This is a genomic window from Microbacterium sp. 4R-513, assembly GCF_011046485.1.
Taxonomy (GTDB): Bacteria; Actinomycetota; Actinomycetes; order Actinomycetales; family Microbacteriaceae; genus Microbacterium.
Window position 1 is genome coordinate 2,865,597 of record NZ_CP049256.1, and the last position, 22,920, is coordinate 2,888,516.

19 protein-coding genes, 1 tRNA gene and 1 pseudogene are annotated in these 22,920 nt (G+C 71.2%); 17 read left to right on the forward strand and 4 right to left on the reverse strand.

The genetic code is table 11. The annotated features are described in order from the left end of the window. Positions 1–65: 65 nt before the first annotated feature. Positions 66–2,741, reverse strand: coding sequence for a phosphoenolpyruvate carboxylase (locus G5T42_RS12535; RefSeq protein WP_165128974.1), 2,676 nt, complete (start codon positions 2,739–2,741; stop codon positions 66–68). A gap of 210 nt (positions 2,742–2,951) precedes the next feature. On the opposite strand from G5T42_RS12535, the pseudogene G5T42_RS18015 reads away from it, so the two are divergent. From G5T42_RS18015 to hisS, 4 genes and pseudogenes are all read left to right on the forward strand, one after another. Continuing rightward, positions 2,952–3,308 (forward strand): annotated as a pseudogene (locus G5T42_RS18015) (Na+/H+ antiporter NhaA); the annotation flags it as partial. Positions 3,309–3,381: 73 nt separating this feature from the next. After that, complete coding sequence (locus tag G5T42_RS18020) at positions 3,382–4,116, forward strand: Na+/H+ antiporter NhaA (RefSeq protein WP_347103848.1); 735 nt, start codon at positions 3,382–3,384, stop codon at positions 4,114–4,116. Next, positions 4,113–4,862, forward strand: coding sequence for a MazG nucleotide pyrophosphohydrolase domain-containing protein (locus G5T42_RS12545; RefSeq protein ID WP_165128976.1), 750 nt, complete (start codon positions 4,113–4,115; stop codon positions 4,860–4,862). Before G5T42_RS18020 ends, G5T42_RS12545 begins: the two co-directional genes overlap by 4 nt. Before the next feature lie 203 nt (positions 4,863–5,065). Next, the gene (gene hisS, locus G5T42_RS12550) at positions 5,066–6,322 is read left to right on the forward strand and encodes a histidine--tRNA ligase (protein WP_241246076.1); all 1,257 of its coding nucleotides are present in this window, start codon (positions 5,066–5,068) and stop codon (positions 6,320–6,322) included. Here the strand turns inward: hisS and G5T42_RS12555 are convergent. Together G5T42_RS12555 and G5T42_RS12560 are read right to left on the reverse strand one after the other, a co-directional pair. Next, entirely contained in the window at positions 6,306–7,550 is a 1,245-nt protein-coding gene (locus tag G5T42_RS12555) for an APC family permease (protein WP_206535638.1), read from the reverse strand. The two genes, hisS and G5T42_RS12555, sit on opposite strands and share 17 nt — an antisense overlap. 143 nt (positions 7,551–7,693) lie before the next feature. Further along, positions 7,694–8,230, reverse strand: a complete 537-nt coding sequence (locus G5T42_RS12560; protein ID WP_165128980.1) for a VOC family protein — start codon at positions 8,228–8,230, stop codon at positions 7,694–7,696. A 92-nt stretch (positions 8,231–8,322) separates the two neighbouring features. Here G5T42_RS12560 and G5T42_RS12565 point away from each other — a divergent pair, with 92 nt between their 5' ends. Beyond that, positions 8,323–9,084 (forward strand): helix-turn-helix domain-containing protein, encoded by a 762-nt coding sequence (locus G5T42_RS12565; RefSeq protein WP_165128982.1) that lies wholly within the window; start codon positions 8,323–8,325, stop codon positions 9,082–9,084. On the opposite strand, the gene G5T42_RS12570 is transcribed toward G5T42_RS12565, so the two are convergent. Continuing rightward, a complete protein-coding gene (locus G5T42_RS12570; protein ID WP_165128984.1) occupies positions 9,066–9,554 on the reverse strand; it encodes a DUF4442 domain-containing protein in 489 nt (162 codons plus the stop codon). The genes G5T42_RS12565 and G5T42_RS12570 overlap by 19 nt on opposite strands. Positions 9,555–9,723: 169 nt before the next feature. Here G5T42_RS12570 and G5T42_RS12575 point away from each other — a divergent pair, with 169 nt between their 5' ends. The 12 genes from G5T42_RS12575 (at position 9,724) to G5T42_RS12630 (ending at position 22,901) form a co-directional block, all read left to right on the forward strand. Continuing rightward, positions 9,724–10,392 (forward strand): O-methyltransferase, encoded by a 669-nt coding sequence (locus G5T42_RS12575; RefSeq protein WP_165128986.1) that lies wholly within the window; start codon positions 9,724–9,726, stop codon positions 10,390–10,392. A 138-nt stretch (positions 10,393–10,530) separates the two neighbouring features. Then, positions 10,531–11,811: a phosphopyruvate hydratase gene (gene eno / locus G5T42_RS12580; RefSeq protein WP_165128988.1), complete on the forward strand. Its 1,281-nt coding sequence runs from the start codon at positions 10,531–10,533 to the stop codon at positions 11,809–11,811. Between the two features lie 92 nt (positions 11,812–11,903). Beyond that, on the forward strand, positions 11,904–12,482 hold the full coding sequence (locus G5T42_RS12585) for a septum formation initiator family protein (RefSeq protein ID WP_241245805.1): 579 nt from the start codon (positions 11,904–11,906) through the stop codon (positions 12,480–12,482). A 37-nt stretch (positions 12,483–12,519) separates the two neighbouring features. Beyond that, positions 12,520–13,035, forward strand: coding sequence for a DUF501 domain-containing protein (locus G5T42_RS12590; RefSeq protein ID WP_165128990.1), 516 nt, complete (start codon positions 12,520–12,522; stop codon positions 13,033–13,035). Further along, positions 13,032–14,357 carry a S8 family serine peptidase gene (locus G5T42_RS12595; RefSeq protein ID WP_241245806.1) on the forward strand — a complete coding sequence of 442 codons (1,326 nt, stop codon included), beginning with the start codon at positions 13,032–13,034 and terminating at the stop codon, positions 14,355–14,357. The genes G5T42_RS12590 and G5T42_RS12595 overlap by 4 nt, the downstream gene beginning before the upstream one ends. A 46-nt stretch (positions 14,358–14,403) precedes the next feature. Beyond that, complete coding sequence (locus G5T42_RS12600) at positions 14,404–15,792, forward strand: NAD(P)/FAD-dependent oxidoreductase (RefSeq protein WP_165130231.1); 1,389 nt, start codon at positions 14,404–14,406, stop codon at positions 15,790–15,792. Between the two features lie 45 nt (positions 15,793–15,837). Continuing rightward, complete coding sequence (gene wecB, locus G5T42_RS12605) at positions 15,838–18,525, forward strand: UDP-N-acetylglucosamine 2-epimerase (non-hydrolyzing) (protein ID WP_165128994.1); 2,688 nt, start codon at positions 15,838–15,840, stop codon at positions 18,523–18,525. Next, positions 18,516–18,589 (forward strand) — tRNA-Leu (locus G5T42_RS12610). Before wecB ends, G5T42_RS12610 begins: the two co-directional genes overlap by 10 nt. Before the next feature lie 156 nt (positions 18,590–18,745). Continuing rightward, the gene (locus tag G5T42_RS12615; protein WP_165128996.1) at positions 18,746–19,981 is read left to right on the forward strand and encodes an alanine racemase; all 1,236 of its coding nucleotides are present in this window, start codon (positions 18,746–18,748) and stop codon (positions 19,979–19,981) included. Between the two features lie 52 nt (positions 19,982–20,033). Further along, the gene (locus tag G5T42_RS12620; RefSeq protein WP_165128998.1) at positions 20,034–21,347 is read left to right on the forward strand and encodes a D-arabinono-1,4-lactone oxidase; all 1,314 of its coding nucleotides are present in this window, start codon (positions 20,034–20,036) and stop codon (positions 21,345–21,347) included. Between the two features lie 60 nt (positions 21,348–21,407). Next, entirely contained in the window at positions 21,408–21,977 is a 570-nt protein-coding gene (locus tag G5T42_RS12625) for a LemA family protein (RefSeq protein WP_165129000.1), read from the forward strand. A 36-nt stretch (positions 21,978–22,013) separates the two neighbouring features. Continuing rightward, complete coding sequence (locus G5T42_RS12630) at positions 22,014–22,901, forward strand: M48 family metalloprotease (RefSeq protein WP_165129002.1); 888 nt, start codon at positions 22,014–22,016, stop codon at positions 22,899–22,901. Positions 22,902–22,920 lie beyond the last annotated feature (19 nt).

Consider the following 22,920-nt stretch of genomic DNA (forward strand, 5'->3'; position numbering starts at 1 on the left):
TTTCGGGGCGCCGGGAGCGACTCGCGGGTCGGCCGTGTCCGGTTCGGGGTGAACCGCGATCGCGCTCAACCGGTGTTCTGCAGACCCGCCGCGACCCCCGACACCGACAGCAGCAGGAGCCGCTGGAGCTCCGGATCGGCGGGACGACCCGCCGCCGCGGCATCCCGGAGCGCGCGGAGCGCCCGCAGCTGCAGCAGCGAGAGCGCGTCGACGTAGGGGCTGCGGAGCTTGACCGCACGCTGGAGGACGGGGCGGTTCTCGAGCAGCTCGTCACCGCCGGCCACCCGGATCACCCACGCGCGGGTGAGCTCGAGCTCCTCCATGACGATGGCCGCGAGGTCGTCGCGATCGCCGAGGTCGAGGTAGCGCCGCGCGATGCGGCTGTCGGCCTTCGCGAGGCTCATGGCCACGTTGTCGATGAGTGTGCGGAAGAGCGGCCACTCGTCGTAGGCGCGGCGCAGCAGGTCGGCGTCGCCCACGGCCTCGAGTGCCGAGCCGAGGCCGAACCAGCCGGCGAGGTTGATGCGCGCCTGGGCCCACGAGAAGACCCACGGGATGGCGCGGAGGTCCTCGAGGGATTCGACCGACAGCCCGCGCCGGGCCGGGCGCGAGCCGAGGGCGAGCAGCCCGATCTCCTCCATCGGCGTCACCTGCGCGAACCACGGTGCGAAGCCCGGCGCCTTGACGAGCGAGAAGAAGCGCTCGCGCGAGGCGACGTCCATCGTGGCGGCGGCCTCGGCGAACCGCTCCGCAGCGGCCCGGTTGCGCTGCTCGATCGAGGGCGCGGAGGCGAGCAGCACGGCGGCCGCGACCTGGTCGATGTGCCGCATCGCGATCGCGGGCTCGCCGTAGCGGGCGAAGATCACCTCGCCCTGCTCGGTGAGCTTGAACCGTCCGTCGACGGAGTGCGGCGGCTGCCCGAGGATCGCCGTGTTGGCGGGCCCGCCGCCGCGGCCGAGGGCGCCGCCCCGGCCGTGGAAGAGGGTGAGCTCGATGCCGTTGTCGTCCGCCCACGCCGCGATGCGGGCCTGCGCCTCGTAGAGCGCGAGGGTCGCCGCGACGGGCCCCACGTCCTTCGACGAGTCCGAGTACCCGAGCATGACCTCGAGCCTGCGACCCGTCGCCTCGAGGCGATCGCGGAACTCAGGACGCTGGACGACCTCGGCGAGGATGCCGGGCGCGGCCTGGAGATCGGCGAACGTCTCGAACAGCGGGATGACATCGAGCACGGGGCGCTCACCGCCGGCCTCTGCCGCGTACTCGGCCAGGCGGTGGACGTTGGCGAGGTCCTGCGCGGACTGCGTGAACGACACGATGTAGCGGCCCGCGGCGCGGGGGCCGAGCCGGCGCTGGATCGCGGCGACGCTGCGGAAGACCGCGAGCACCTCCTCGGTCATCTCACTGCGCGGACCACCCGCGTCGAGCTCGGCGAGGGCCTTCGCGTGCACCGCCGAGTGCTGACGCACCTCGAGCTCCGTGAGGTGGAAGCCGAAGGTCTCGACCTGCCAGATGAGCTGCTGGAGGTGCCCGTAGGCCTGGCGGGGCGCCGGTGCCTGGACGAGCGAGTCCTGCACGATCCGCAGATCGGAGAGGAACTGCTCGGGGTCGGTGTACGCGAGCCTCGCGTCGCGCCGGCCGGTCGCGGCGACCCGCCGCGCGAGCAGCAGGAGCGTACGGCGGTGCGGCTCGTTGGGAGAGCGCTTCGCGATCTCGGCGGCGGCCTCCTCGTCCTCGCTCACGAGGCGATCCAGCAGGGCCGTGAGCGCCGGGCTCGGGGGAGTGGTCGCGGCATCCAGGGTGAGCGTGCGCCCGATCCGGCTCGTCGTGCGCTCGAGACCCAGCAGCACGTGCTGGCTCGCGATCTTCGCGGCCTTGCGGGTGACGGATGCCGTGACGAAGGGGTTGCCGTCGCGATCGCCGCCGACCCACGACCCGACCCGCACGAAGGGCCGGACGACGGGGGCGCGCGAGCCGGCCGCCGGTCCCTGCAGGGCGTCGTCGACGCGGCGGTAGACGTGCGGGATCGAGGTGTAGAGCGTCTCGTCGAAGACCTCCATGACCGAGCGGACCTCGTCGGTGGGTGAGGGCTTCTCCGGGCGGAGCGGCGCCGTGCGCCAGAGCGTGTCGATCTCCTCGATCATCCGGCGCTCCGCGCGACGCTCGTCGGCGCCGTTCCGGATCATCGCGTCGTGCTCGTCGAGCAGGGTCGCGAGGCGACGGATGCTGCGCGAGATGGCGCTGCGCCGGGCCTCGGTGGGGTGGGCCGTGAAGACCGGGTGGAAGCGCATCGCCTGCAGGCGCTGGAGGGCCGTATCGTCGCCGACCTCGGCGGCGAGGCGCACGAAGGCCGCGGCGACCGAGTCCGTCGCGTCCTCCTTCTCGGGCCGGCCGTCGCGCTCGCGCAGGATGCGGACTCGCTGGTGCTCCTCGACGAGGTTGGCGAGGTGGAAGTAGACCGTGAACGCCCGGGCGACCTCGTCGGCCCGCTCGACGGTGAAGGAGTCGGCGATGCGGGCAGCACGCTCGAAGGCCTCGGGCGTCTCGTCGGTGTAGGCCTGGATCGTGGCGGCGCGCAGCCGCTCGACATCCTCGTACAGTCCGGGGGAGCCGCTCTCGCGCAGCACGCGGCCGAGAAGTCCGCCGAGCATGCGCACGTCAGCGCGCATGCGCTCGGGGATCTCCTGGCCCGCTTCGTAGCGGCCGACGAGGTCGATGGCCTCGGTCCTGGTCAATTCGGGCATGATCTCCACGCTATCGCCGTCGCGTTTCGCCGACGTGACGTGTGACGCCGGCACCCGCTCGACGCGACGGCGCGAGAGCGGGAAGAGCTCCCCGTTTTGCGGTTCGACACTGGCTAGCATGGATGCCGGTGCGCCGGGAAGTCTGGTCGGCTCGTCCTCGCCGCTGCCCGGCCTCGCGCCGGCCGGTGGCCGTTCCCCTCCGGAGGTCACGTGAAGCTTCTGCGCTCGGCCCGATTCCCCGCCATCCTGCTTCTCATCGCGGCGGCCGCGGGCCTCATCATCGCCAACTCGCCGATCGGTCACGACGTCATCGAGTTCTCGCACGCGCACCTGGCGATCCCCGGCACCCGGATCGACCTGTCCCTCACGCACTGGGTGTCCGACGGGCTCCTCGTCTTCTTCTTCTTCATCGTGTCGATCGAGCTGCAGTACGAGCTCACCCGCGGTGAGCTGCGCAGCGCCCGCCGCGCTGTCCAGCCGGCCATGGCGGCGGCGGGCGGCGTCATCGTGCCGATCGCGATCTACCTCATCCTCACCGCGGGGAGCGGATTCCAGGAGGGCTGGCCGATCCCGACGGCGACCGACATCGCGTTCGCCCTCGGCGTCCTCGCGGTGTTCGGGCGGGGGCTCCCCCTCAGGGGTGCGCATCTTCCTGCTCGCGCTGGCGATCATCGACGACGTCGTCGGCATCGTGTTCATCGCCGTCCTGTTCGCGACGGATCTGAACTTCGGGATGCTGGCGGCCGGCCTGCTCACGACGGTGCTGTTCGGCATCCTGAGTCGCATGATCTACGGGCGTGCTCGCGGTCTCGTGATCGCAGGGCTCATCGTGCTGGCGGCGCTGACGTGGGCGTTCATCCTCCTCTCGGGCGTGCACGCGACGATCGCCGGAGTGCTGCTCGGCCTCGCGATGGCGCAGACCCCCGCGCTCGTGACGCGCCACGCGCTGGAGCCCTGGGTCAACGCCGTTGTCCTGCCGCTCTTCGCGTTCACGGCCGCGCTCGTGCCGATCCCCGACTTCAGCGGCCCCGGTCAGGCCGTGTTCTGGGGCATCCTCATCGCGCTGCCCGTCGGCAAGGTCATCGGCATCGCCGGGTTCGGCTGGCTCGGACAGCGCCTGGTCGGCTCGCCCGACCATCCCAAGCTCGCGCTGGGCGATCTCATCGCCGTCGGGACGCTCGGCGGCATCGGATTCACGGTCTCGCTCCTCCTCGCGAACCTCGCCTTCGCGGTCGAGCCCGTGATCCGCGACAAGGCGATCCTCGGCGTGCTCGCGGGGTCGATGATCTCGGCGGTCGCCGCGGCCGTGCTTCTCGCGCTGCGGGCGCGCCACCACCGCCGGGCCGGGACGCTCGTCCTCGAGGACGCGTCATGACCGAGCCGGGGGATGCGACCGTCCGCGCCGGGTCGGCGGCGAGCGCAGGGTCGGACCCGCTGCGCGAGGCCGCCGACACCATGCGGGCGGTACGCGACCGCTGCGTGTGGACGCAGCAGATCGATCACCGCGCCCTGGTGCCGTACCTGGTGGAGGAGAGCGCGGAGCTCATCGATGCGGTCGAGGCGGGAACCCGCGCCGATCTGCGCGAAGAGCTCGGCGACCTCCTCTGGCAGGTGCTCTTCCACTCCGAGATCGCCTCGCGCGACCCCGACGACCCCTTCGACATCGACGACGTCGCACGCGGGCTGACCGAGAAGATGGTGCGGCGGCATCCGCATGTCTTCGGCGATGCGGTGGCGACCACGCCCGAAGAGGTGCTCGTGCACTGGAACGCCGCGAAGGCCGCCGAGAAGGGCTCTCGCACGAGTGTGCTCGACGGCGTCTCGGAGCACATGCCGTCGCTCGCCCTCGCGCAGAAGCTCCTCGGCAAGGCCGCGTCCGTTGCCGCTCCGGTCCCGAGCCCGGTCCCTGAGCCCAGCCCGGTCCCTGAGCCGAACCGGGTCCCTGAGCCTGTCGAAGGGTCGAACCCATCCCTCGCCGGCGAGGCCGACCTCGGCGACGCGCTCCTGGCCCTCGTCGCCACGGCCCGCGCCAACGGGTGGGACGCCGAGCGCGCGCTCCGCGAGCGCCTTCGCCTCCTCGAGCACGACATCCGCTCGGCCGAGGCGGGATCCGGGCGCTGACCTGGTCGGCGGAGCCGACCTGGAGGGCCCGAGGAAGACGGCGGTGAGCTGGTCGGCGGAGCCGACCTGGAGGGCCCGAGGAAGACGGCGGTGAGCTGGTCGGCGGAGCCGACCTGGAGGGCCCGAGGAAGACGGCGGTGAGCTGGTCGGCGGAGCCGACCTGGAAAGATAGTCCCGTGGCATCCGTCAATCCGCCGCGCGGCATGCGCGACTTCCTCCCCGCCGACAAGGCCCGGCGCGAGCGCGTGCTCGCCGTCATCCGCGAGCGCTACCGCGCACACGGCTTCGACGAGATCGAGACGCCCGTCGTCGAGGAGTACGCGCGGCTGCACGCGGGAATCGGCGGAGACAACGAGAAGCTCGCGTTCAACATCCTCAAGCGGGGCCTGGATGCCGACGCGATCAGGGGGGCGGCGGACGACCCGTCCGCGCTGACCGACCTCGGCCTGCGCTACGACCTCACGGTGCCGCTCGCGCGCTTCTACGCGACGCACCGGGCCGAGCTGCCGTCGGTCTTCCGCGCGATCCAGATCGCGCCCGTCTGGCGGGCGGAGCGGCCGCAGAAGGGTCGCTACCGCCAGTTCGTGCAGTGCGACATCGACATCATCGGGGATGCCTCTGCCCGCGCCGAAGCCGAGCTCGTGGTCGCGACGCTCGACGCCGTCGACGCCCTGGGACTCGAGGGCGGCTCGGTGCGCATCAACGACCGGCGGGCGCTGGACTGGATGCTCGACAGCTTCGGCTTCTCGGCCGACGAGCGCCCCGGTGTGCTGATCACGATCGACAAGCTCGACAAGATCGGGCCTCAGGGGATCGTCGCGGAGCTTCGCGACCGCGGTGCCACGCCCGCGGCCGTCGACGCGTTCGAAGCGTTCCTCAATCGGGCCGTGACGATGGAGTACAACCCGTTCGGCGAGCGGCAGATCCGCAAGGCCCTGCCGGTCGGCGCGCCCGACGAGATCGTGCAGCATCTCGTCGGCATCGGCGACGCCGTGGCGGCGTCCCGTGCCGAGGTGGACGTCCCGCTCGTCTTCGACCCGTTCCTCGTGCGCGGCATGGGCTATTACACCGGCACGATCTTCGAGCTCGCGCATCCCTCGGTGTCGTACTCGCTCGGCGGCGGCGGTCGCTACGACGGCATGATCGGCCGGTTCCTCGGCCAGGATGTGCCGGCCGTCGGCTTCTCGATCGGCTTCGAGCGGATCGTCGAACTGCTCATGGCCGAGGAAGAGGGCGGGGCTCCGGCGATCGTGCTCGTGCACGACCGCGACGTCGCCGTGGGCGACCTCGTGGCGCTCAAGGCGCAGCTCGTGGCCGAGGGCTCGCGCGTGCGTCTCGAGCAGCGCACGAAGAACCTCAAGCCGCTGCTCGAGCGCGCGGCATCCGACGGCTACACGGCTTTCGCGACGGTGTCCCCGGGTGCGGGCCGCGAGAGCCTGGAGATCAAGCAGCTCTCGTGAGCCGGACCCGCAGCAGACGGTAGGCGACCCCGATCGCCAGCACCACGACGCCGGCGACCACGGCCTGCCAGGGGAGCGTCACCACGAGCACGAGGCATCCCAGCGCTCCCACGATCTGCAGCACCCGCGGATAGCGGCGCACATCGGAGCGCTGCCGGAACGCCGCGATGTTGGCGACGAGGTAGTACAGCAGCACCCCGAACGACGAGAACCCGATCGCGCCGCGGAGGTCGACCAGCGCGACGAGCAGGACGACCACCACGCCGACGGCCACCTCGGCGCGGTGGGGCACGTGCCACCGGGGGTGCACGGCCGCGAGGAAGCGCGGCAGGTCGCCTTCCCGGGCCATCGCGAAGCTCGTGCGGCCGATGCCGGCGATGAGCGCGAGGAGCGCTCCGAGCGATGCGACCGCCGCGCCGACGCGGACGACCGGCACCGCCCAGTCCCGTCCGGATGCCTCGACCGCCGCCGCGACGGGCTCCGTCGACGCCGCGGTGCCTTCAGGCCCCAGCGACGACAGCACCGCGATGGCGACCGCCGTGTACACGACGAGGGCTCCGGCGAACGCGAGGAGGATCGCCCGGGGGATGGTCCGGGCCGGATCGCGCACCTCCTCGCCCATCGTCGCGATGCGGGCATATCCCGCGAACGCGAAGAAGAGCAGGCCGGCGGACTGCAGGATGCCGTACCCGCCGTCCGACCAGAGCCCCTCGGGACTCAGCCAGCCCGCCGCATCCGGCGCTGCGAACGCCCCGGCGACGGCGACAGCCAGGGTGAGGAGCACGATCACGACGATGACCCGGGTGAGCTGCGCCGTGCGGGTCACGCCGAACCAGTTGACCGTCACCAGGGCGACCACCGCGACGATGGCGACGGGGCGCTCCCATCCGGCGGGCGCGGCGTACGCGGCGAAGGTGAGCGCCATCGCCGCGCAGCTCGCCGTCTTGCCGATGACGAATCCCCACCCGGCGACGAAGCCCCACCAGGGCCCCAGCTCGGCTCGCCCGTAGGCGTACGTCCCGCCGGAGGTGGGGTACACGGCAGCGAGCTGCGCCGACGAGGTCGCATTCCCGAAGGCGACGACGGCGGCGAGCGCGAGGCCGACGAGCAGGCCCGAGCCGGCGGCTGCCGCCGCGGGACCGAACGCCGAGAACACGCCGGCGCCGATCATCGAGCCGAGCCCGATGAAGACGGCGTCGCCCAACCCGAGGCGTCGAACGAGAGGCACGTTCCGAACCTAGTGACGTCGGAGGCTAGACGGCACGAGCGACGGGCCGCCGCGGCGGCCGTCCGCACGGCGCGGGGGCGGCACGCCGGATCGAGATATGCCTCGCGCGGCGCGGCACTCCTCGATCGTGCGGACGACCGACGTCACCCGGCGTCGGAGTCGCCCGACCCGCCGCCTCCGCCGCCAGCCGATGCCGCCCACTCAGCGACCCGCGCGGCGCTCTCCTCCTCCGAGAGGTCCTCGACCCGCGTCATGACCGACCACCGGACGCCGAACGGGTCGCGGATGCTCGAATAGCGGTCGCCCGAGACGAACGTCGCGGGCTCCTCGCGGATCGTCGCGCCGGCGTCCACGGCCCGGGCCGTCGCGGCGTCGACATCGGGGACGTAGATCCCGATCGAGTAGCAGTCGGCGTCGCCCTCGGGCGCGGGCACGAGTCCGAACTGGGGGTTCGGCTCACCGAGCTGCAGCAGTCCCTGCCCGAAGTCGAGGCTCGCATGCACGACGAGGCCGTCGAACTCCGTCACGTCGGTCACACGGGCGCCGAAGACGTCGCGGTAGAAGTCGAGGGCCTCCCGCGCGCCCCTGATCGCGAGGAACGGCGTCAGCGTCGTCGCGATGTTCGGTCGTCCGTCGGTCGTGTGCTCACCGGTCACGCCGGTCGTCTTGGTCGTCGTCATGCTTCCAGCATGAGGACGACGGATGCCGCGGGCTTGAAGATTCGCGACATCCCGCCGTCCGAGCGTCGCAGCCCCCGCCTAGCCTGGCCCGGGTGACCGACCCGACCCGAGGCGTGCTCTACCCCGACCGGCTCCCGCGCTTCTCCCGCATCCCGGCGGGGGACGAGGCATCCCCTCTCGCCGCGTGGTTCTGGATCCCGCAGTGGGAGCTGGCCGACGGAGTCGAGTCGCGGCAGCCCATCCTGGGGTACCCGGCCGCGAACCTCGTGGTGGAGGGCGATCAGGTGACGCTGTGGGGCGCCACGACCCGCGCCTCGGAGCGGGTGCTCCGGGGGAGCGGGTGGGCGGTCGGAGCGCTGCTCCGCCCGGCGGCGCTCGCGTGGCTGACCGAGGCGCCGAGCGATCTCGTCGACGCCTCGGTCGCGATCGATGCGCCCGATCTGCGAGACGCCGTCACCACCGCCATGCCGGACGAGACAGCCGCTGCCGCCGCATTCGCCGAGTGGCTCACCCGGCACGCGGGGCCGGTGACCCCAGAGGGTCGCCTCGCGAACGCCATGGTGGAGCTCCTGATGACGGATGCCTCGCTCCTCCGCGTCGAGGACGCCGCCGAGCGGCTCCGCGTGTCGGTGCGGACGCTCCAGCGCCTCGCGCACCGGACTGTCGGACTGCCCCCAGCCGCCATGATCCGCCGGCGCAGGCTGCAGGAGGCCGCGCAGCGTGTCCGGGAAGACCCCGAGGCATCCCTCGCGGGAATCGCCTCGGAGCTCGGCTACGCCGACCAGGCGCACCTCGCGAAGGACTTCCGGACGGTCCTGGGGTTCACCGCCACGGTCTACCGCGTCGGAGGCTGAACCGGAGCGCCCTGAGTCACGCGCTTCTTCTCCCGCACATAGACCTCGCGCCGCACGCGCGCCACCACGTCGCCCGCGGCATCCGTGATCTCGGTCTCGAACCACTCGAGCACCTTCGCGCCGCCGCGTGCCCGCTCGCGCAGCTCGGCCGCCTTCTCCTTCGGCACCGAGAAGTGCGCCGTCAGCACGCCGCGCCCGGGCTTGACGAACTCGATCTCGCCGCGCGTGTCCCACACGACGTGGTCGCGCCCGAGCTGGTGCATCACGAGCATGAAGAAGTACGGGTCGGTCATGGCCGACATCGAGCCGCCGAAGGCGGTCTTGACGTAGTTGCGGGTGAAGACGTTGACGTGGAGCTCTACGGTCGCCTCGGTCCAGTCATCCGAGAACCGTTTGACGCGGATTCCGCTGAAGAGGTTCGGAATCCACAGACTCATCCCGACCGCGAGTCGCCTGGGGGTGATGCGCATGCGCGCCAGTGTGCCAAGGCGACGGATGCCTCGCACCTCGATTGTCAGTCGGCTACAAGGGCGAGCGCCGCCGCCTCGACGGGGGCGCTCGCCGGGTGCGCCTGGTCGCGGCACGGAGCGGGAGCCGGCGAGGGTTGACGAAGCGGGGCCGCGACGGTTGGCTGAGGCCATGGCCGACCCGACGCCCGACGCCTGGCAGCGTCTCGACGCTTACTTCGCCGCAACCCTCGTGGGACACGACCCGGCCCTCGACGCCGCCGTCGCCGATCAGAACGCGGCGGGGCTGCCCGCGATCGAGGTCGCACCCGTCAACGGCAAGCTGCTCAACCTCCTCGCACGCATGTCGCGAGCGCGCCGCGTGCTCGAGATCGGCACGCTCGGCGCCTACTCGACGATCTGGCTCGCCCGCGCCGTCCCCGATGACGGCCGCGTCGTGACGATCGAGGCGGAGCCCCGGATCGCCGAGATCGCCCGCGCGAACCTCTCCCGCGCCGGGGTCGGCGACAAGGTCGAGGTGAAGGTCGGCCGGGGTGCCGACGTGCTCCCGACCCTGGCGGACGAGGAGCCCTTCGACCTCGTCTTCATCGACGCCGACAAGGAGTCGAACACGATCTATCTCGACTGGGCGGCGAAGCTGGGGCATCCCGGAACCGTCGTCGTGGTCGACAACGTGGGCCGCGGCGGCCGCGTCGCCGATCCGGCGAGCGAAGAGGCGCAGGTGATCGGCACGCAGCGCGGGCTCGAACTGCTCGGCCGCGACCCCCGCTTCGACGCCACGGCGCTCCAGACCCTCGACGCCAAGGGGTGGGACGGCGTCGCCATCGCACTCGTCGTCTAGCGACTGTTCCGACGATGGATGCCTCGGCACCCGCGTCGTCGACCTGTGGCCGCGGCATCCGTCCTCACTAGACTCGGGGGCGGACCGACGTCGCTCCCTGAACCACACGCCCACTCTCCACGAAACAAGGAGTCCTCCGTGGCACTTATCGAGGCAGTCAACGCGCGCGAGATCCTCGACTCGCGCGGCAACCCGACGGTCGAAGTGGAGGTGCTCCTCGACGACGGAACCGTGCAGCGTGCCGCTGTCCCCTCGGGTGCGTCCACCGGCGCGTTCGAGGCGTACGAGCTCCGCGACGGCGACAAGTCGCGCTACAGCGGCAAGGGCGTGCTGAAGGCCGTCGCCGCCGTCATCGACGAGCTCGGCCCCGCGATCGAGGGCGTCGAGGCGAGCGAGCAGCGAATCGTCGACGAGATCCTCATCGAGACCGACGGCACCGAGAACAAGTCGCGGACCGGCGCCAACGCCATCCTCGGCGTTTCGCTCGCCGTCGCCAAGGCCGCCGCCGACTCGGCCGACCTGCCGCTGTTCCGCTACCTCGGCGGACCCAACGCGCACGTCCTGCCCGTGCCGCTGTTCAACGTCATCAACGGCGGAGAGCACGCCGACAACGGCATCGACTTCCAGGAGTACTTCCTCGCGCCGATCGGCGCCGACACGTACGCCGAGTCGCTCCGCTGGGGCACCGAGGTGTACCACGTCCTGAAGGGCGAGCTCAAGTCCGCGGGCTTCGCGACGGGCCTCGGCGACGAGGGCGGCTTCGCCCCCGACCTCCCGAGCAACCGCGAGGGACTCGACTTCCTCATCAAGGCGATCGAGAAGGCCGGCTTCACGCCGGGCAGGGACATCGGCGTGGGTCTGGATGTCGCGGCCACGGAGTTCTTCAAGGACGGCGTCTACACGGTCGAGGGCAAGGCCTGGTCGGCCGAGCAGCTGACCGACTACTACGCCGACCTCGTCGCGAACTTCCCCGTCGTCACGATCGAGGACGCCCTTGCCGAGGACGACTGGGACGCCTGGAAGGCTCTCACGGACAAGATCGGGAAGCAGGTGCAGCTCGTCGGCGACGACCTCTTCGTCACGAACCCCGAGCGCCTGCAGAAGGGCATCGACCTGGGCGTCGGCAACGCGCTCCTGGTCAAGGTCAACCAGATCGGCACGCTGTCCGAGACGCTCGACGCGATCGCCCTTGCGACGCAGAACGGCTACCGCTCGATGCTGTCGCACCGATCCGGCGAGACCGAGGACACGACGATCGCCGACCTCGCGGTCGCGGTCAACGCGGGTCAGATCAAGACCGGCGCGCCCGCCCGCAGCGAGCGCGTCGCGAAATACAATCAGCTTCTGCGCATCGAGGAAGAGCTCGGCGACGCCGCGGTCTTCGCGGGTCGCGGAGCGTTCCCCCGCTACAAGGGCTGAGCGCGAGAACTGACTGATTCCGATCTCCGAGGGGCGGCTCGTCCGCATGAGCGGCACCCCGCTCGGGATCGGGTTCGACGAGAGGGGGAGCCGTGACCACTGGGGCGGCTCCCCCTTCTCGTACCCGGCCGGTCCGCGAGCGTCGCCAGGTCGACGTGCGCGGCTGGCTCGGCGGAATCCGCCTGTCCGGCTTCATGGTCATCATGCTCGGGCTCGTGGTGCTCGCAGCCTTCGTGCTGGTACCGACGATCGGGACGTACGTCGACCAGCGCCAGCAGATCGCGGCGCTCGCGGAATCCGTCCAGGTCAGCCACGAAGAGGTCGACGATCTGGAGGCCGAGCGCGACCGGTGGCGCGATCCCGCGTTCATCACGACGCAGGCGCGCGAGCGCCTCTACTACGTCAAGCCCGGCGAGGTCGTCTACCTCGTCGACAACGACCTGACGCCGGCGCAGCTGCCGCAGGACCAGCAGCCGGTCACCGACGAGGTCGAGCAGACCCGTACCGACTGGATGGCGCAGCTCGTCCGGTCGGTCACGGCGGCGGGACTCGCCCAGACGGCGCGCGAGGTGTCGATCGGCGTGCCGGACGAGTCCCCGGCGGAGACGCCGGTCGAGACCCCGGGAGAGAGTCCGGCCGACACTCCCGGCGGGACGCCCGCGGGCGGCTGATCAGGCGCATCCCAGCGACCGGCGATAGCCTTCTGCGGTGACCACGCCGCCGTTCCCGCCCGTCAGCGACGCCGATCTCGCCGTGCTCCGCGAGCAGCTGGGCCGGCCCGCGCGCGGGGTCGTGGGCATCGCGGCGCGGTGCGTCTGCGGCAACCCGACGGTCGTCGCGACATCCCCTCGCCTTCCGGACGGGACTCCCTTCCCCACGTTCTACTACCTCACCCATCCCGCCGCGACGGCGGCCATGTCGACGCTCGAGGCGGAGCATGCGATGCCCGTCCTCGCGGAGGAGCTCACCGACGAAGAGGTCGCGGCCGCCTACGCGGCGGCGCACGAGGCGTATCTGCGCGACCGGGCACGCTACGGCGAGGTGCCCGAGATCGACGGGATCTCCGCGGGCGGCATGCCGACCCGCGTCAAGTGCCTCCACGCTCTCGCGGGGCACGCACTCGCCGCCGGCCCCGGCGTGAACCCGATCGGCGACCGTGCGCTGGCGATGTCGACGTGGTCGCCCGAGCGCTGCGTGTGCGCCCAGCCGGGGGCAGCCGGGTGAGAAGGCTCGGGGGAGCCGTGCTGGTCGCGGCGCTCGCGGCGCTCCTGGTAGGAACGGCGGCGACCCCGTCGGCCGTCGCCTCCGAGGCGCCGGCGCCGGCGTCGGCCGGCTCGCACTCCCTCGGGGCGCCGGCCGAGGATCCGGTGCGCGCGGCGGAGTACTGGCTGGACGACTACGGCGTCCGCCAGGCGTGGCAGACGACGCGCGGCTCGGGAGTGCGCATCGCGATCATCGACACGGGGATCGGCAAGGGTCCCGTCGAGTTCGAGGGCGCCGTGGCGGGAGGGACGGATGTCTCGGGCCAGGGCACGCCCGATGGCCGCACCCCCGTCGGGGCGGTCGACTCGAACCACGGGAGCTGGGTGGCATCTCTCGCGGCCGGCCGCGGCACGGGCCCGGACACCGGCATGATCGGCGTCGCGCCCGAAGCGCAGCTGCTCTCGGTCTCGGTGGGATTCGGCTCCGGCGCGCAGGTGCCGTTCACGCAGCAGATCGCCGAGGGCATGCGGTGGGCGGTCGACAACGGGGCCGACGTCATCAACCTGTCTCTCACGACCAACACCCCGGACTGGGACGAGAGCTGGGACGAGGCGTTCCTCTACGCGTTCGAGCACGACGTCGTCGTCGTCGTGGCCGCGGGGAACCGGGGGAGCGGCACGACCCGCGTCGGCGCGCCCGCGACGATCCCCGGCGTCCTCACGGTCGCCGGCGTGGACCCCGAGGGGAACGCCAGCCTCGAAGCGTCGACGCAGGGCATCACGATCGGAGTGTCCGCGCCGAGCGAGGATCTCGTCGGAGTCTCGGCCGACGGCAGCCTTGTGCTGTGGAACGGCACGAGCGGTGCCGCCCCGATCGTCGCGGGCATCGCCGCGCTCGTGCGTGCGGCCCATCCCGATCTCGACGCGGCCAACGTCATCAACCGGATCATCCAGACGGCCCGTCCGGCGGGCGCCGCCACGGCGGTTCCCGACCCGCTGTACGGCTACGGTCTGGTCGATGCGGGCGCGGCGGTCTCGGCATCCGTCCCCTCCGTCAGCGAGAATCCGATGGGCAGCCTCGAGGACTGGATCCGCGTCTACCGGCGCGCGCCCGCGGGGCCCGCGCCCGAGCCGACGGCGACGCCGATCGCGGTCGAGCCGCTTCCCCAGGCGGACGTCCCCACCCGCCCGGGGTCGCCCCTTCTGCCGTCGGAGAACTCGCTGCTCTACGGCTCGCTGCCGCTCGGTGCCGCCACCGTGGCCGCTATACTGGTGGCGCTCGGCGTCACCGCTGCTGTCCGACGCATCCGTATGGCGCGCGATTCCCGCACGTCGAGCCGTTGAACTGCGAGGAGTTCATCTCACCGTGTCTAGCACCGCGAAAAGCACTGTGCCCAAGATCCTCATCGTCGGCGGTGGCTACGCCGGCTTCTACACCGCGTGGAAGCTCGAGAAGCACCTTCGCAAGGGCGAGGCCGAGGTCACGATCGTCGACCCGCTGCCCTACATGACGTATCAGCCCTTCCTCCCCGAGGTCGCGGCGGGCTCGATCGAGGCCCGTCACGCCGTCGTCGCCCTGCGGCGCCACCTCAAGCGCACCAAGGTCGTCGCGGCCAAGGTGACGGGCATCAACCACGCCCAGAAGGTCGCCACGATCACGCCCGAGCTCGCCGACTCGTACGAGCTCGAGTACGACCAGATCGTGGTCACGGCCGGCGCCGTGTCGCGCACGTTCCCGATCCCCGGCATCGCCGACAACGCGATCGGCCTCAAGACGATCGAAGAGGCCGTCGCGATCCGCGACCGCCTGATGTCGAACTTCGACCGCGCGGCGACGCTTCCCCCCGGCCCGGAGCGCGACCGCCTTCTGACCGTCATCGTCGTCGGCGGCGGCTTCGCGGGCATCGAGGTGTTCGCCGAGCTCCGCTCGCTCGCATCGGCGCTCGTCGAGGGCTACCCCGAGCTCACGTTCGACGACACGCACTTCCACCTCATCGAGGCGATGGGCCGGATCATGCCCGAGGTCTCGCTCAAGACGAGCGAGTGGGTGCTCAAGAACCTCGCCCAGCGCGGCGCCTACGTCCACCTCGACACGCAGGTCACCGGCGCCATCGGCGGCAACATCGAGCTCTCCACGGGCGAGGTGCTCCCCAGCGACCTCATCATCTGGACTGCGGGCGTCATGGCGAACCCCACCGTCGTGCGCGGCGGCGACCTCCCGGTCGAGGAGCGGGGCCGCATCCGCACGCGCGCCGACCTCCGCGTCGGCAGCGACGAGGAGATCGTCGAGGGCGCATGGGCGGCCGGTGACGTCGCCGCCGTTCCGGACCTCTCCGGCGGCGGTGTGGGCGGCTACTGCGTCCCGAACGCCCAGCACGCGGTGCGCCAGGCGAAGCTCCTCGCGAAGAACCTCGTGGGCGTGCTCCGCGGCGAGCTGCCGCGCGAGTACTACCACAAGAACCTCGGCGCGGTTGCGGGCCTGGGTCTGTGGGTCGGCGTCTTCCAGTCGGGCAACATCGCCCTCAAGGGCTGGATCGCCTGGCTCGCGCACCGCGGCTACCACGGCCTGGCCATGCCCTCCTGGGAGCGCAAGTGGCGCGTCCTGTGGGGCTGGTGGAACAACTTCTGGCTCGGCCGCGACATCGTCAACCTGCAGACGGTGCAGAACCCGCGGTACGTGTTCGAGGAGTTCGCGGCGCGCCCGCGGCCCGCGCAGCCTGCGCCGGTCGAGGCCAAGCCCGCCGAGGCCCCGGCCGAGAAGGTGCCCGCAACGCGCTGAGCGCGGTGCTTTGACGTTCCCCGTTCAGCCGCTACTTTCGGAGTCGTGAGCTCGGGGGGCGAATCACGCGGAGTCAACGCGCTCTTCGTCGTGGGTACACGGCCGGAGGCGATCAAGATGCTGCCGCTCATCGCGGCGGTGCGCGACAGCCGGCGCTTCCAGCCTGTCGTGGTCTCTACGGGGCAGCACGCGGCGCTCGTCGCGGAAGTGCTCGGGATCGAGGACATCGAGCCCGATGTCACCTTCCGGCTGCCGGAGGGTCCGCGCACGCTCAACGGTCTCTTCGCGCACATCGTCCTGAATCTCGAGACGTATCTGACCGATCGCTTCGGCCCGGCGGTGCGCCCCGACGAAGCGTCGTACGCGAGCGGGTACCCGGCGGCGTGCTTCGTGCACGGTGACACGACGAGCGCCGCGGCGGCGGCGCTCGCCTCCTTCCACCGGCATCTGCCCGTCGTCCACGTCGAGGCGGGGCTGCGCACGTCCGACACGCTGTCGCCGTTCCCGGAGGAGCTCAATCGGCAGCTGATCTCTCGGATCGCCGCACTGCACCTCGCGCCGACGATCCGGAACAAGGCCAACCTCATCAAGGAGGGGATCGACTACTCGCGGGTCTTCGTGACGGGCAACACCGCGATCGACGCCCTCACGATCGCCGCCCGGCGCGAAGTGCCGTACGCCGACCCCCGCCTGGCCGATCTCGACGGCACGGACGGACCACCCCTCGTCGTGGTCACGGCGCATCGCCGCGAGAACTGGGGTCCGCCGCTCGTGCGCATCGCCGACGCCGTCTCGGTGCTCGCGGCGACGCACCCGGAGGTGCGCTTCGTCGTGCCGCTGCATCCCAATCCGGCGGTCGCCACGATCCTTTCGACCCGGCTGCACGCCCTGCAGAACGTCACCCTCGTGCAGCCCATGGCCTACGCCGAGTTCGCCCGCCTTCTGCGGCGGGCGACGGTGGTCCTCACCGACTCGGGCGGCGTCCAGGAGGAGGCGCCCTCTCTCGGCACACCCGTCGTCTGCCTGCGGGAGACGACGGAGCGGCAGGAGGGGGTGGATGCCGGCACCGTCGAGCTCGTGGGCACGGACACGGGTCGCATCGTCTCGGCCGTCCGGCGCCTGTTGGAGGACCCCGCGGAGCTCGCACGTCGGCGACGCCGGCCGAACCCGTACGGGGATGGCCGTGCGTCCGCACGGATCCTCGCGGCGCTGGACCACATCGTCTTCGACGCGCCCGCGCCGACGTCGTTCGGAGCGGACTTCGATCGCGTCGCCGTCCTCCGGGCGGGGGAAGCGCCGACCCGACGCTCGAAGGATGGGTGGACGGCTGGGCGGAGGACTGGTGAGATGACCGTGCTCGACGAGCTCTTCCTCGGACTCCCGGAGTGGGTCCAGGTGCTCTTCTGGATCGTCCTGGTCGTGATCCTCTCGTCGATCGGCTCGGTCGTCGTGCTCCTCGTGCTCGGACATCGCTTCCGGCGCCGTGTGCGGCGGCTCGCGCGGCGCGCGGAGGGGCCTGGCGAGTCCGAGTTCCTCTGGGTCTTCCTCGTCCCGGCGCTCAACGAGGAGGTCACGATCGCGGATGCCGTGTCGCGACTGCGGGCGACGACCGCGACCCACGCCGTGCTCCTCGTGATCGACGACGGTTCCGACGATCGCACGGGGGAGATCCTCGCGGCGATCGACGACCCGCGGCTCCACGTCCTGACTCGGCGGGCTCCGGATGCGCGGAAGGGGAAGGCGGCGGCCCTCAACGCCGCGTATCACGAAGCCCGCCGGCTCCTCGCGGAAGACGACCGATACGCCGCGTGGACGGACGACCGCGTCATCGTCGTCGTCGTCGACGCCGACGGACGTCTGGAGCCCACCGCCCCGGAGGCCGCGGCGCTGCACTTCGCCGACCCCGGGATCGGCGGAGTGCAGGTGCTCGTGCGGATCTACAACCGGCGGGGTCTTCTGACGTGGGCGCAGGATGTCGAGTTCTCGTCCTTCGGCCTCGTCTTCCAAGCCGGTCGTGCGTGGTGGGGCATCGCGAACATGGGCGGCAACGGGCAGTTCACGCGGCTCTCCGCTCTCGCCTCGATCGAGACGGAGGAGGGGCCGTGGCGGGATCGGCTCACGGAGGATCAGGACCTCGGAGTCCGTCTCATCCAGGCGGGATGGGCGTCGGTGCACGACAATCGCGTGTCGATCAACCAGCAGGGCCTCAACTCGCTCCGACGCCTCTACCGGCAGCGTGTGCGGTGGGGGCAGGGGAGCTGGCAGGCGCTCTCCCTCCTCGGGGGCGTGTTCCGCCCCCGGCTTCCCTTCTTCGCGCGGCTGGACATGATCTACTACCTCGTCACCCCTCCGCTGCAGGTGCTCACCGGGATCGCGCTGGTCGTCTCGGTCGTGGAGACCCTCGTCGATCAGGTGCCGTATCGCCCGAGCTACTGGTGGATCGCGCTCATCTTCTTCGGCCTGTCGTTCGGCCCGGGAATGGCGACGCTGATCCTCCGCGGAGGCCGGTGGTACACGCCCTTCCTCGCCATCGTGCAGCTCATCCCGTACACGGTGTACTCGTGGCTGACCTTCGGGGCGCTCGCCGTGGCGCTCGTCCGCCAGCTGAGCGGACGCACCTCATGGGCGAAGACACCGCGGGAGGCGGTGGCTGGCGTCGCGGATGCTCCGGCGTTGCGCGGTGCGGATAGTCTGAGCGGCGAGTCCACGGCATCCGTCGACTCGCCCCCGTAGCCCAATAGGCAGAGGCAGGCGGCTTAAACCCGCTCCAGTGTGGGTTCGAGTCCCACCGGGGGTACGGTTCGAACCGAGCGGCACGTGGGTGGAGCGCCGATCGCGGTCGCCCGGGTGAGGCCGCGGACGTCTGCACCTCACCCGCGGTCCGGACGCGGGTTTCCGCGGCTTTAGGCTGTACCGATGCGTACCGATGACGTGCGCGAGAGGACGACCCCCGATGACCCTCGACCTGCTGGCGGCACCCGAATCCGCCGACGCACAGACCTGGGCTGACCCCGCCGCCTACTGGGGTGCCATGACGACGGCCGTGGCCGACGTCTCCGGCCCCGTGGCCGCGCTCAGCCTGCCCGCGCTCCGCTTCAACGCGCTGGACATGCTCGTGCGCGCCGGCGGGATGCCCATCCGCGTCGCCAGCAAGTCGGTGCGGATCCGCGAGGTGGTCGATGCGACCCTCGCCCTGCCGGGCTATCACGGCATCCTCGCCTTCACGCTCCCCGAGGCCCTGTGGCTGGCCGAGACGCACGATGATGTCGTGCTGGGGTATCCGACGGCGGACCGGGGCGCGATCGCACGGCTGGCGGCCGACGAGACAGCGGCGGCCCGCGTGACGCTCATGGTGGACGACATCGCGCAGCTCGATCTGGTCGACGCCGTCGCGCCGCCCGGCCGGCGCGCGCCGATCCGTCTGGCCATCGACGCCGATGCCTCATGGCGCGCACCCGGGCTCGGGCACATCGGCGTCTACCGCTCGCCCGTGCACGAGCCGGCCGAGGTCGCAAACCTGGCGCGGCTGATCGCCGATCGCCCCGGTTTCCGACTCGTCGGCCTCATGATGTACGAGGCCCAGATCGCCGGGCAGGGCGATGCGACCGGATCGGGGGATGCCGTCATCCGCTGGATGCAGCGTCGGTCCGGCCACGAGCTGCTCGAGCGGCGCGCAGCGATCGTCGACGCCGTCGAGCGGATCGCGCCCCTCGACTTCGTCAACGGCGGTGGGACGGGATCGCTCGAGCTCACGGCATCCGATCGCTCCGTCACCGAGGTCACGGCGGGGAGCGGACTGCTCGCGGGCCATCTCTTCGACGGCTACCGCGCATTCGACCCCGCCCCCGCGGCGGCGTTCTCGCTCGAGGTGGTCCGCAAGCCCGCACCCGACATCGCGACGGTGCTGGGCGGAGGCTGGATCGCGTCGGGTCCGCCGGTCGCCTCCCGTCAGCCGGCGCCGGTCTGGCCGCAGGGCCTCAAGACGATGTCCCGAGAGGGTGCGGGCGAGGTTCAGACGCCGCTGCGCGGCGAGGCCGCGCGCGACCTGCGGGTCGGGGACCGCGTGTGGTTCCGGCACGCTAAGAGCGGCGAGCTCAGCGAGCGCGTCGAGGAGTTCCAGCTGGTCCAGGGCGACCGGCGCGTCGGCACCACGCCGACCTATCGAGGCGAAGGGAAGACGTTCCTGTGACACGGTCCAGCGACGTGGCGCGAACCCGGCGATGCGAGGGGAGGGCGGTCCGATGACGCGGCCCGGCGGCATCTGGCAGAACTGGGGCCGCTCCGAGAGGGCCCGTCCGCTGCGCGTCGAGCGCCCGGCATCCGTCGAAGCCGTCCAGCGCTCCGTCGAGGCCGCGAAGCGCAACGGCATGACGCTCAAGGCGGTCGGCGCAGGCCACAGCTTCAGCGGCATCGCGGTGGCACCCGGCGTCCTCCTCGAGCTCGACGACCTGACCGGCCTCATCGACGTCGACCGCGAGCGTGGTCGTGTGCGCATGTACGCGGGCACCCGGCTGCATCAGATCCCGAAGCTCCTCGCTCCATACGGACTGGCGATGCAGAACCTCGGTGACATCGACCGCCAGTCGATCTCTGGTGCGATCTCGACGGGCACCCACGGCACCGGCGCGCGCTTCGGCGGGATCGCGACGCAGATCGTCGGCGCGACGCTCGTCACCGGGTCGGGCGACCTCCTGACCGTCGACGAGGCGAACAACGCCGACCTGCTTCCCGCGATCGCGCCCGGGCTCGGTGCTCTCGGTGTGCTCGTGGACGTCACCGTGCAGTGCGTGCCGGCTTTCGTCCTGCACGCCGTCGAGCGCCCCGAGCCGCTCGACGAGGTGCTCGCGAGCCTCGAGGACCGCGTGTCGGGGGCCGACCACTTCGAGTTCTACTGGTTTCCCCACACCGACGTCGGCCTCACGAAGACCAACACACGGCTGCCGGCCGATGCGCCGAGGCACCCGCTTCCTCGGATGGGCCGGTGGATCGACGAGGAGCTGCTCTCCAACGGCGTCTACCGGATGGTGTGCGCCACCGGCACAGTGGTCCCGTCGATCGTCCCGTCGTTCAGCCGACTCGCCGTCAAGCTCACGGGAAACCGCGAGTACACGGATGCCTCGACCGGCGTCTTCACACAGAACCGTGACGTGCGCTTCCGCGAGATGGAGTACGCCCTGCCGGCAGAGAACGTCCGCCCGGCGTTCGAGGCGATGCGCGCGCTCATCGATGCGCGGGGCTGGAGGATCTCGTTCCCCGTCGAGGTGCGCTTCGCCGCGTCCGACGACCTGTGGCTGTCCACCGCGTACGGGCGCGAGTCGGGGTACATCGCCGTGCACCGCTACTGGCGCGAAGACCCCGCCGAGTACTTCGAGTCCGTCGAGCAGATCATGCTCGACCACGGCGGTCGTCCGCACTGGGGGAAGATGCACACTCTGGATGCCTCGATCCTCCGCGAGCGCTACCCGCGATTCGACGACTTCCTCGCGGTGCGCGACCGCCTCGACCCCGAGCGCAGGTTCCAGAACCCGTATCTCGAGCGCGTGCTCGGTGGGTAAGGGCTGAGAGTCCGTTTCGCACGCTGATCGGCCAGGGTCGGGATCGCTAGGATGTGGCCTATGTGGGAGTGGCTGATCCCTGTCCTTATCGTGGTCGCGCTGGTCGTGATCGTCGGCATCTATCTGTGGGCGACGTACAACTCGCTCGTGCAGCTGAACGTGCGTGTCGACGAGGCGTGGAGCGACATCACGGTGCAGCTCAAGCGGCGTGCCGATCTGCTGCCGAACCTCATCGAGGCGGTGAAGGGGTATGCGGCGCACGAGAAGGCGGTCTTCGAGAACGTCACTCGCGCGCGGGCCGAGACGCTGACGGCCGGCGGGCCCGCGGAGGCGGGGGTCGCCGAGGGGCACATGCAGCAGGCGCTGAAGTCGCTGTTCGCCGTCGCCGAGGCCTACCCGCAGCTGCAGGCGAGCCAGAACTTCCTCCAGCTGCAGCAGTCGATCGTCGACACCGAGGACAAGATCCAGGCATCGCGCCGGTTCTACAACGGCGGCGTGCGCGAGCTCAACACGAAGGTCAAGGTCTTCCCGAACAACATGTTCGCGCGCAACCTCGGCTTCCACGAGCGCGAGTTCTTCGAGGTCGTCGACGGTGCCGCGATCTCGGAGCCGCCCAGGGTTCAGTTCTGACGAAACCCGATTCCCTCGTCGTGACCGGGTCCTGACATGTACTCGGCGATCTCGCGAAACAAGCGCAACACGTGGTTCATCCTCATCGCGTTCGTGCTGCTGCTCGCGGGCATCGGCGTGCTCGCCGGCTGGCTCATGGGGAACAACTGGTGGGTGACGGCGTTCATCCTGCTCTTCGCGACGGGGTATGCGACGTTCCAGTACTTCTTCGCCGATCGTGAGGCGATCGCGATGGCCGGCGCGGTCCCCGTCGCACAGGTCGACGCTCCGCGGTACTACCGCCTCGTCGAGAACCTCTGCATCGCGACCGGTACGCCCATGCCGAAGCTCTACGTCGTCGAAGACCCGGCGCCCAACGCCTTCGCGACAGGACGCAAGCCGGAAGAGGCATCCATCACCGTCACCACCGGGCTCTTCGAGCTGATGACCGACCGCGAGCTGGAGGGGGTGCTCGGCCACGAGCTCGGGCACATCCGCAACTACGACATCCGCGTCTCGCTCATCGTGTTCGGACTCGTCGTCGCGGTCGGCATCCTCGCCGATCTGCTCCTCCGCGTCGCGTTCTTCGGCGGGGGTCGCCGTGGCGGCAACGGACAGGCTCAGCTGATCTTCCTGCTCTTCGGGATCGTCGCCGCCGTCGTCGCGCCCCTTCTCGCGGGTGCCGTGCAGGCGGCGATCTCCCGCCAGCGGGAGTACCTCGCCGACGCGACGAGCGCGATGACGACGCGCGACCCCGACGGGCTGGCATCGGCGCTGGCCAAGCTCGAGGAGCACGCCCAGCCGCTCCGCAAGCCGAACACGTCGATGGCCCACCTGTGGATCGCCGACCCCCTGCGCCCGAACGCCCTCGAGCGGCTCTTCTCGACGCACCCGCCCCTCCCTGATCGGATCGAGCGCCTGCAGACGATGGGCGGGAAGTTCTGATCGCCCGGTCTCGGTCGCG

Bases quoted from the DNA above. Each gene is read 5' to 3' on its own strand.
- G5T42_RS12570 (WP_165128984.1), bottom strand. From the start codon at position 9,554: ATGCGCATCACCCCCAGGCGACTCGCGGTCGGGATGAGTCTGTGGATT.
- G5T42_RS12545 (WP_165128976.1), top strand. From the start codon at position 4,113: ATGACCGAGCCGGGGGATGCGACCGTCCGCGCCGGGTCGGCGGCGAGC.
- G5T42_RS12535 (WP_165128974.1), bottom strand. From the start codon at position 2,741: ATGCCCGAATTGACCAGGACCGAGGCCATCGACCTCGTCGGCCGCTAC.
- hisS (WP_241246076.1), top strand. From the start codon at position 5,066: ATGCGCGACTTCCTCCCCGCCGACAAGGCCCGGCGCGAGCGCGTGCTC.
- G5T42_RS12630 (WP_165129002.1), top strand. From the start codon at position 22,014: ATGTACTCGGCGATCTCGCGAAACAAGCGCAACACGTGGTTCATCCTC.
- G5T42_RS12615 (WP_165128996.1), top strand. From the start codon at position 18,746: ATGACCCTCGACCTGCTGGCGGCACCCGAATCCGCCGACGCACAGACC.
- G5T42_RS12625 (WP_165129000.1), top strand. From the start codon at position 21,408: ATGTGGGAGTGGCTGATCCCTGTCCTTATCGTGGTCGCGCTGGTCGTG.
- G5T42_RS12560 (WP_165128980.1), bottom strand. From the start codon at position 8,230: ATGACGACGACCAAGACGACCGGCGTGACCGGTGAGCACACGACCGAC.
- G5T42_RS12575 (WP_165128986.1), top strand. From the start codon at position 9,724: ATGGCCGACCCGACGCCCGACGCCTGGCAGCGTCTCGACGCTTACTTC.
- G5T42_RS12620 (WP_165128998.1), top strand. From the start codon at position 20,034: ATGACGCGGCCCGGCGGCATCTGGCAGAACTGGGGCCGCTCCGAGAGG.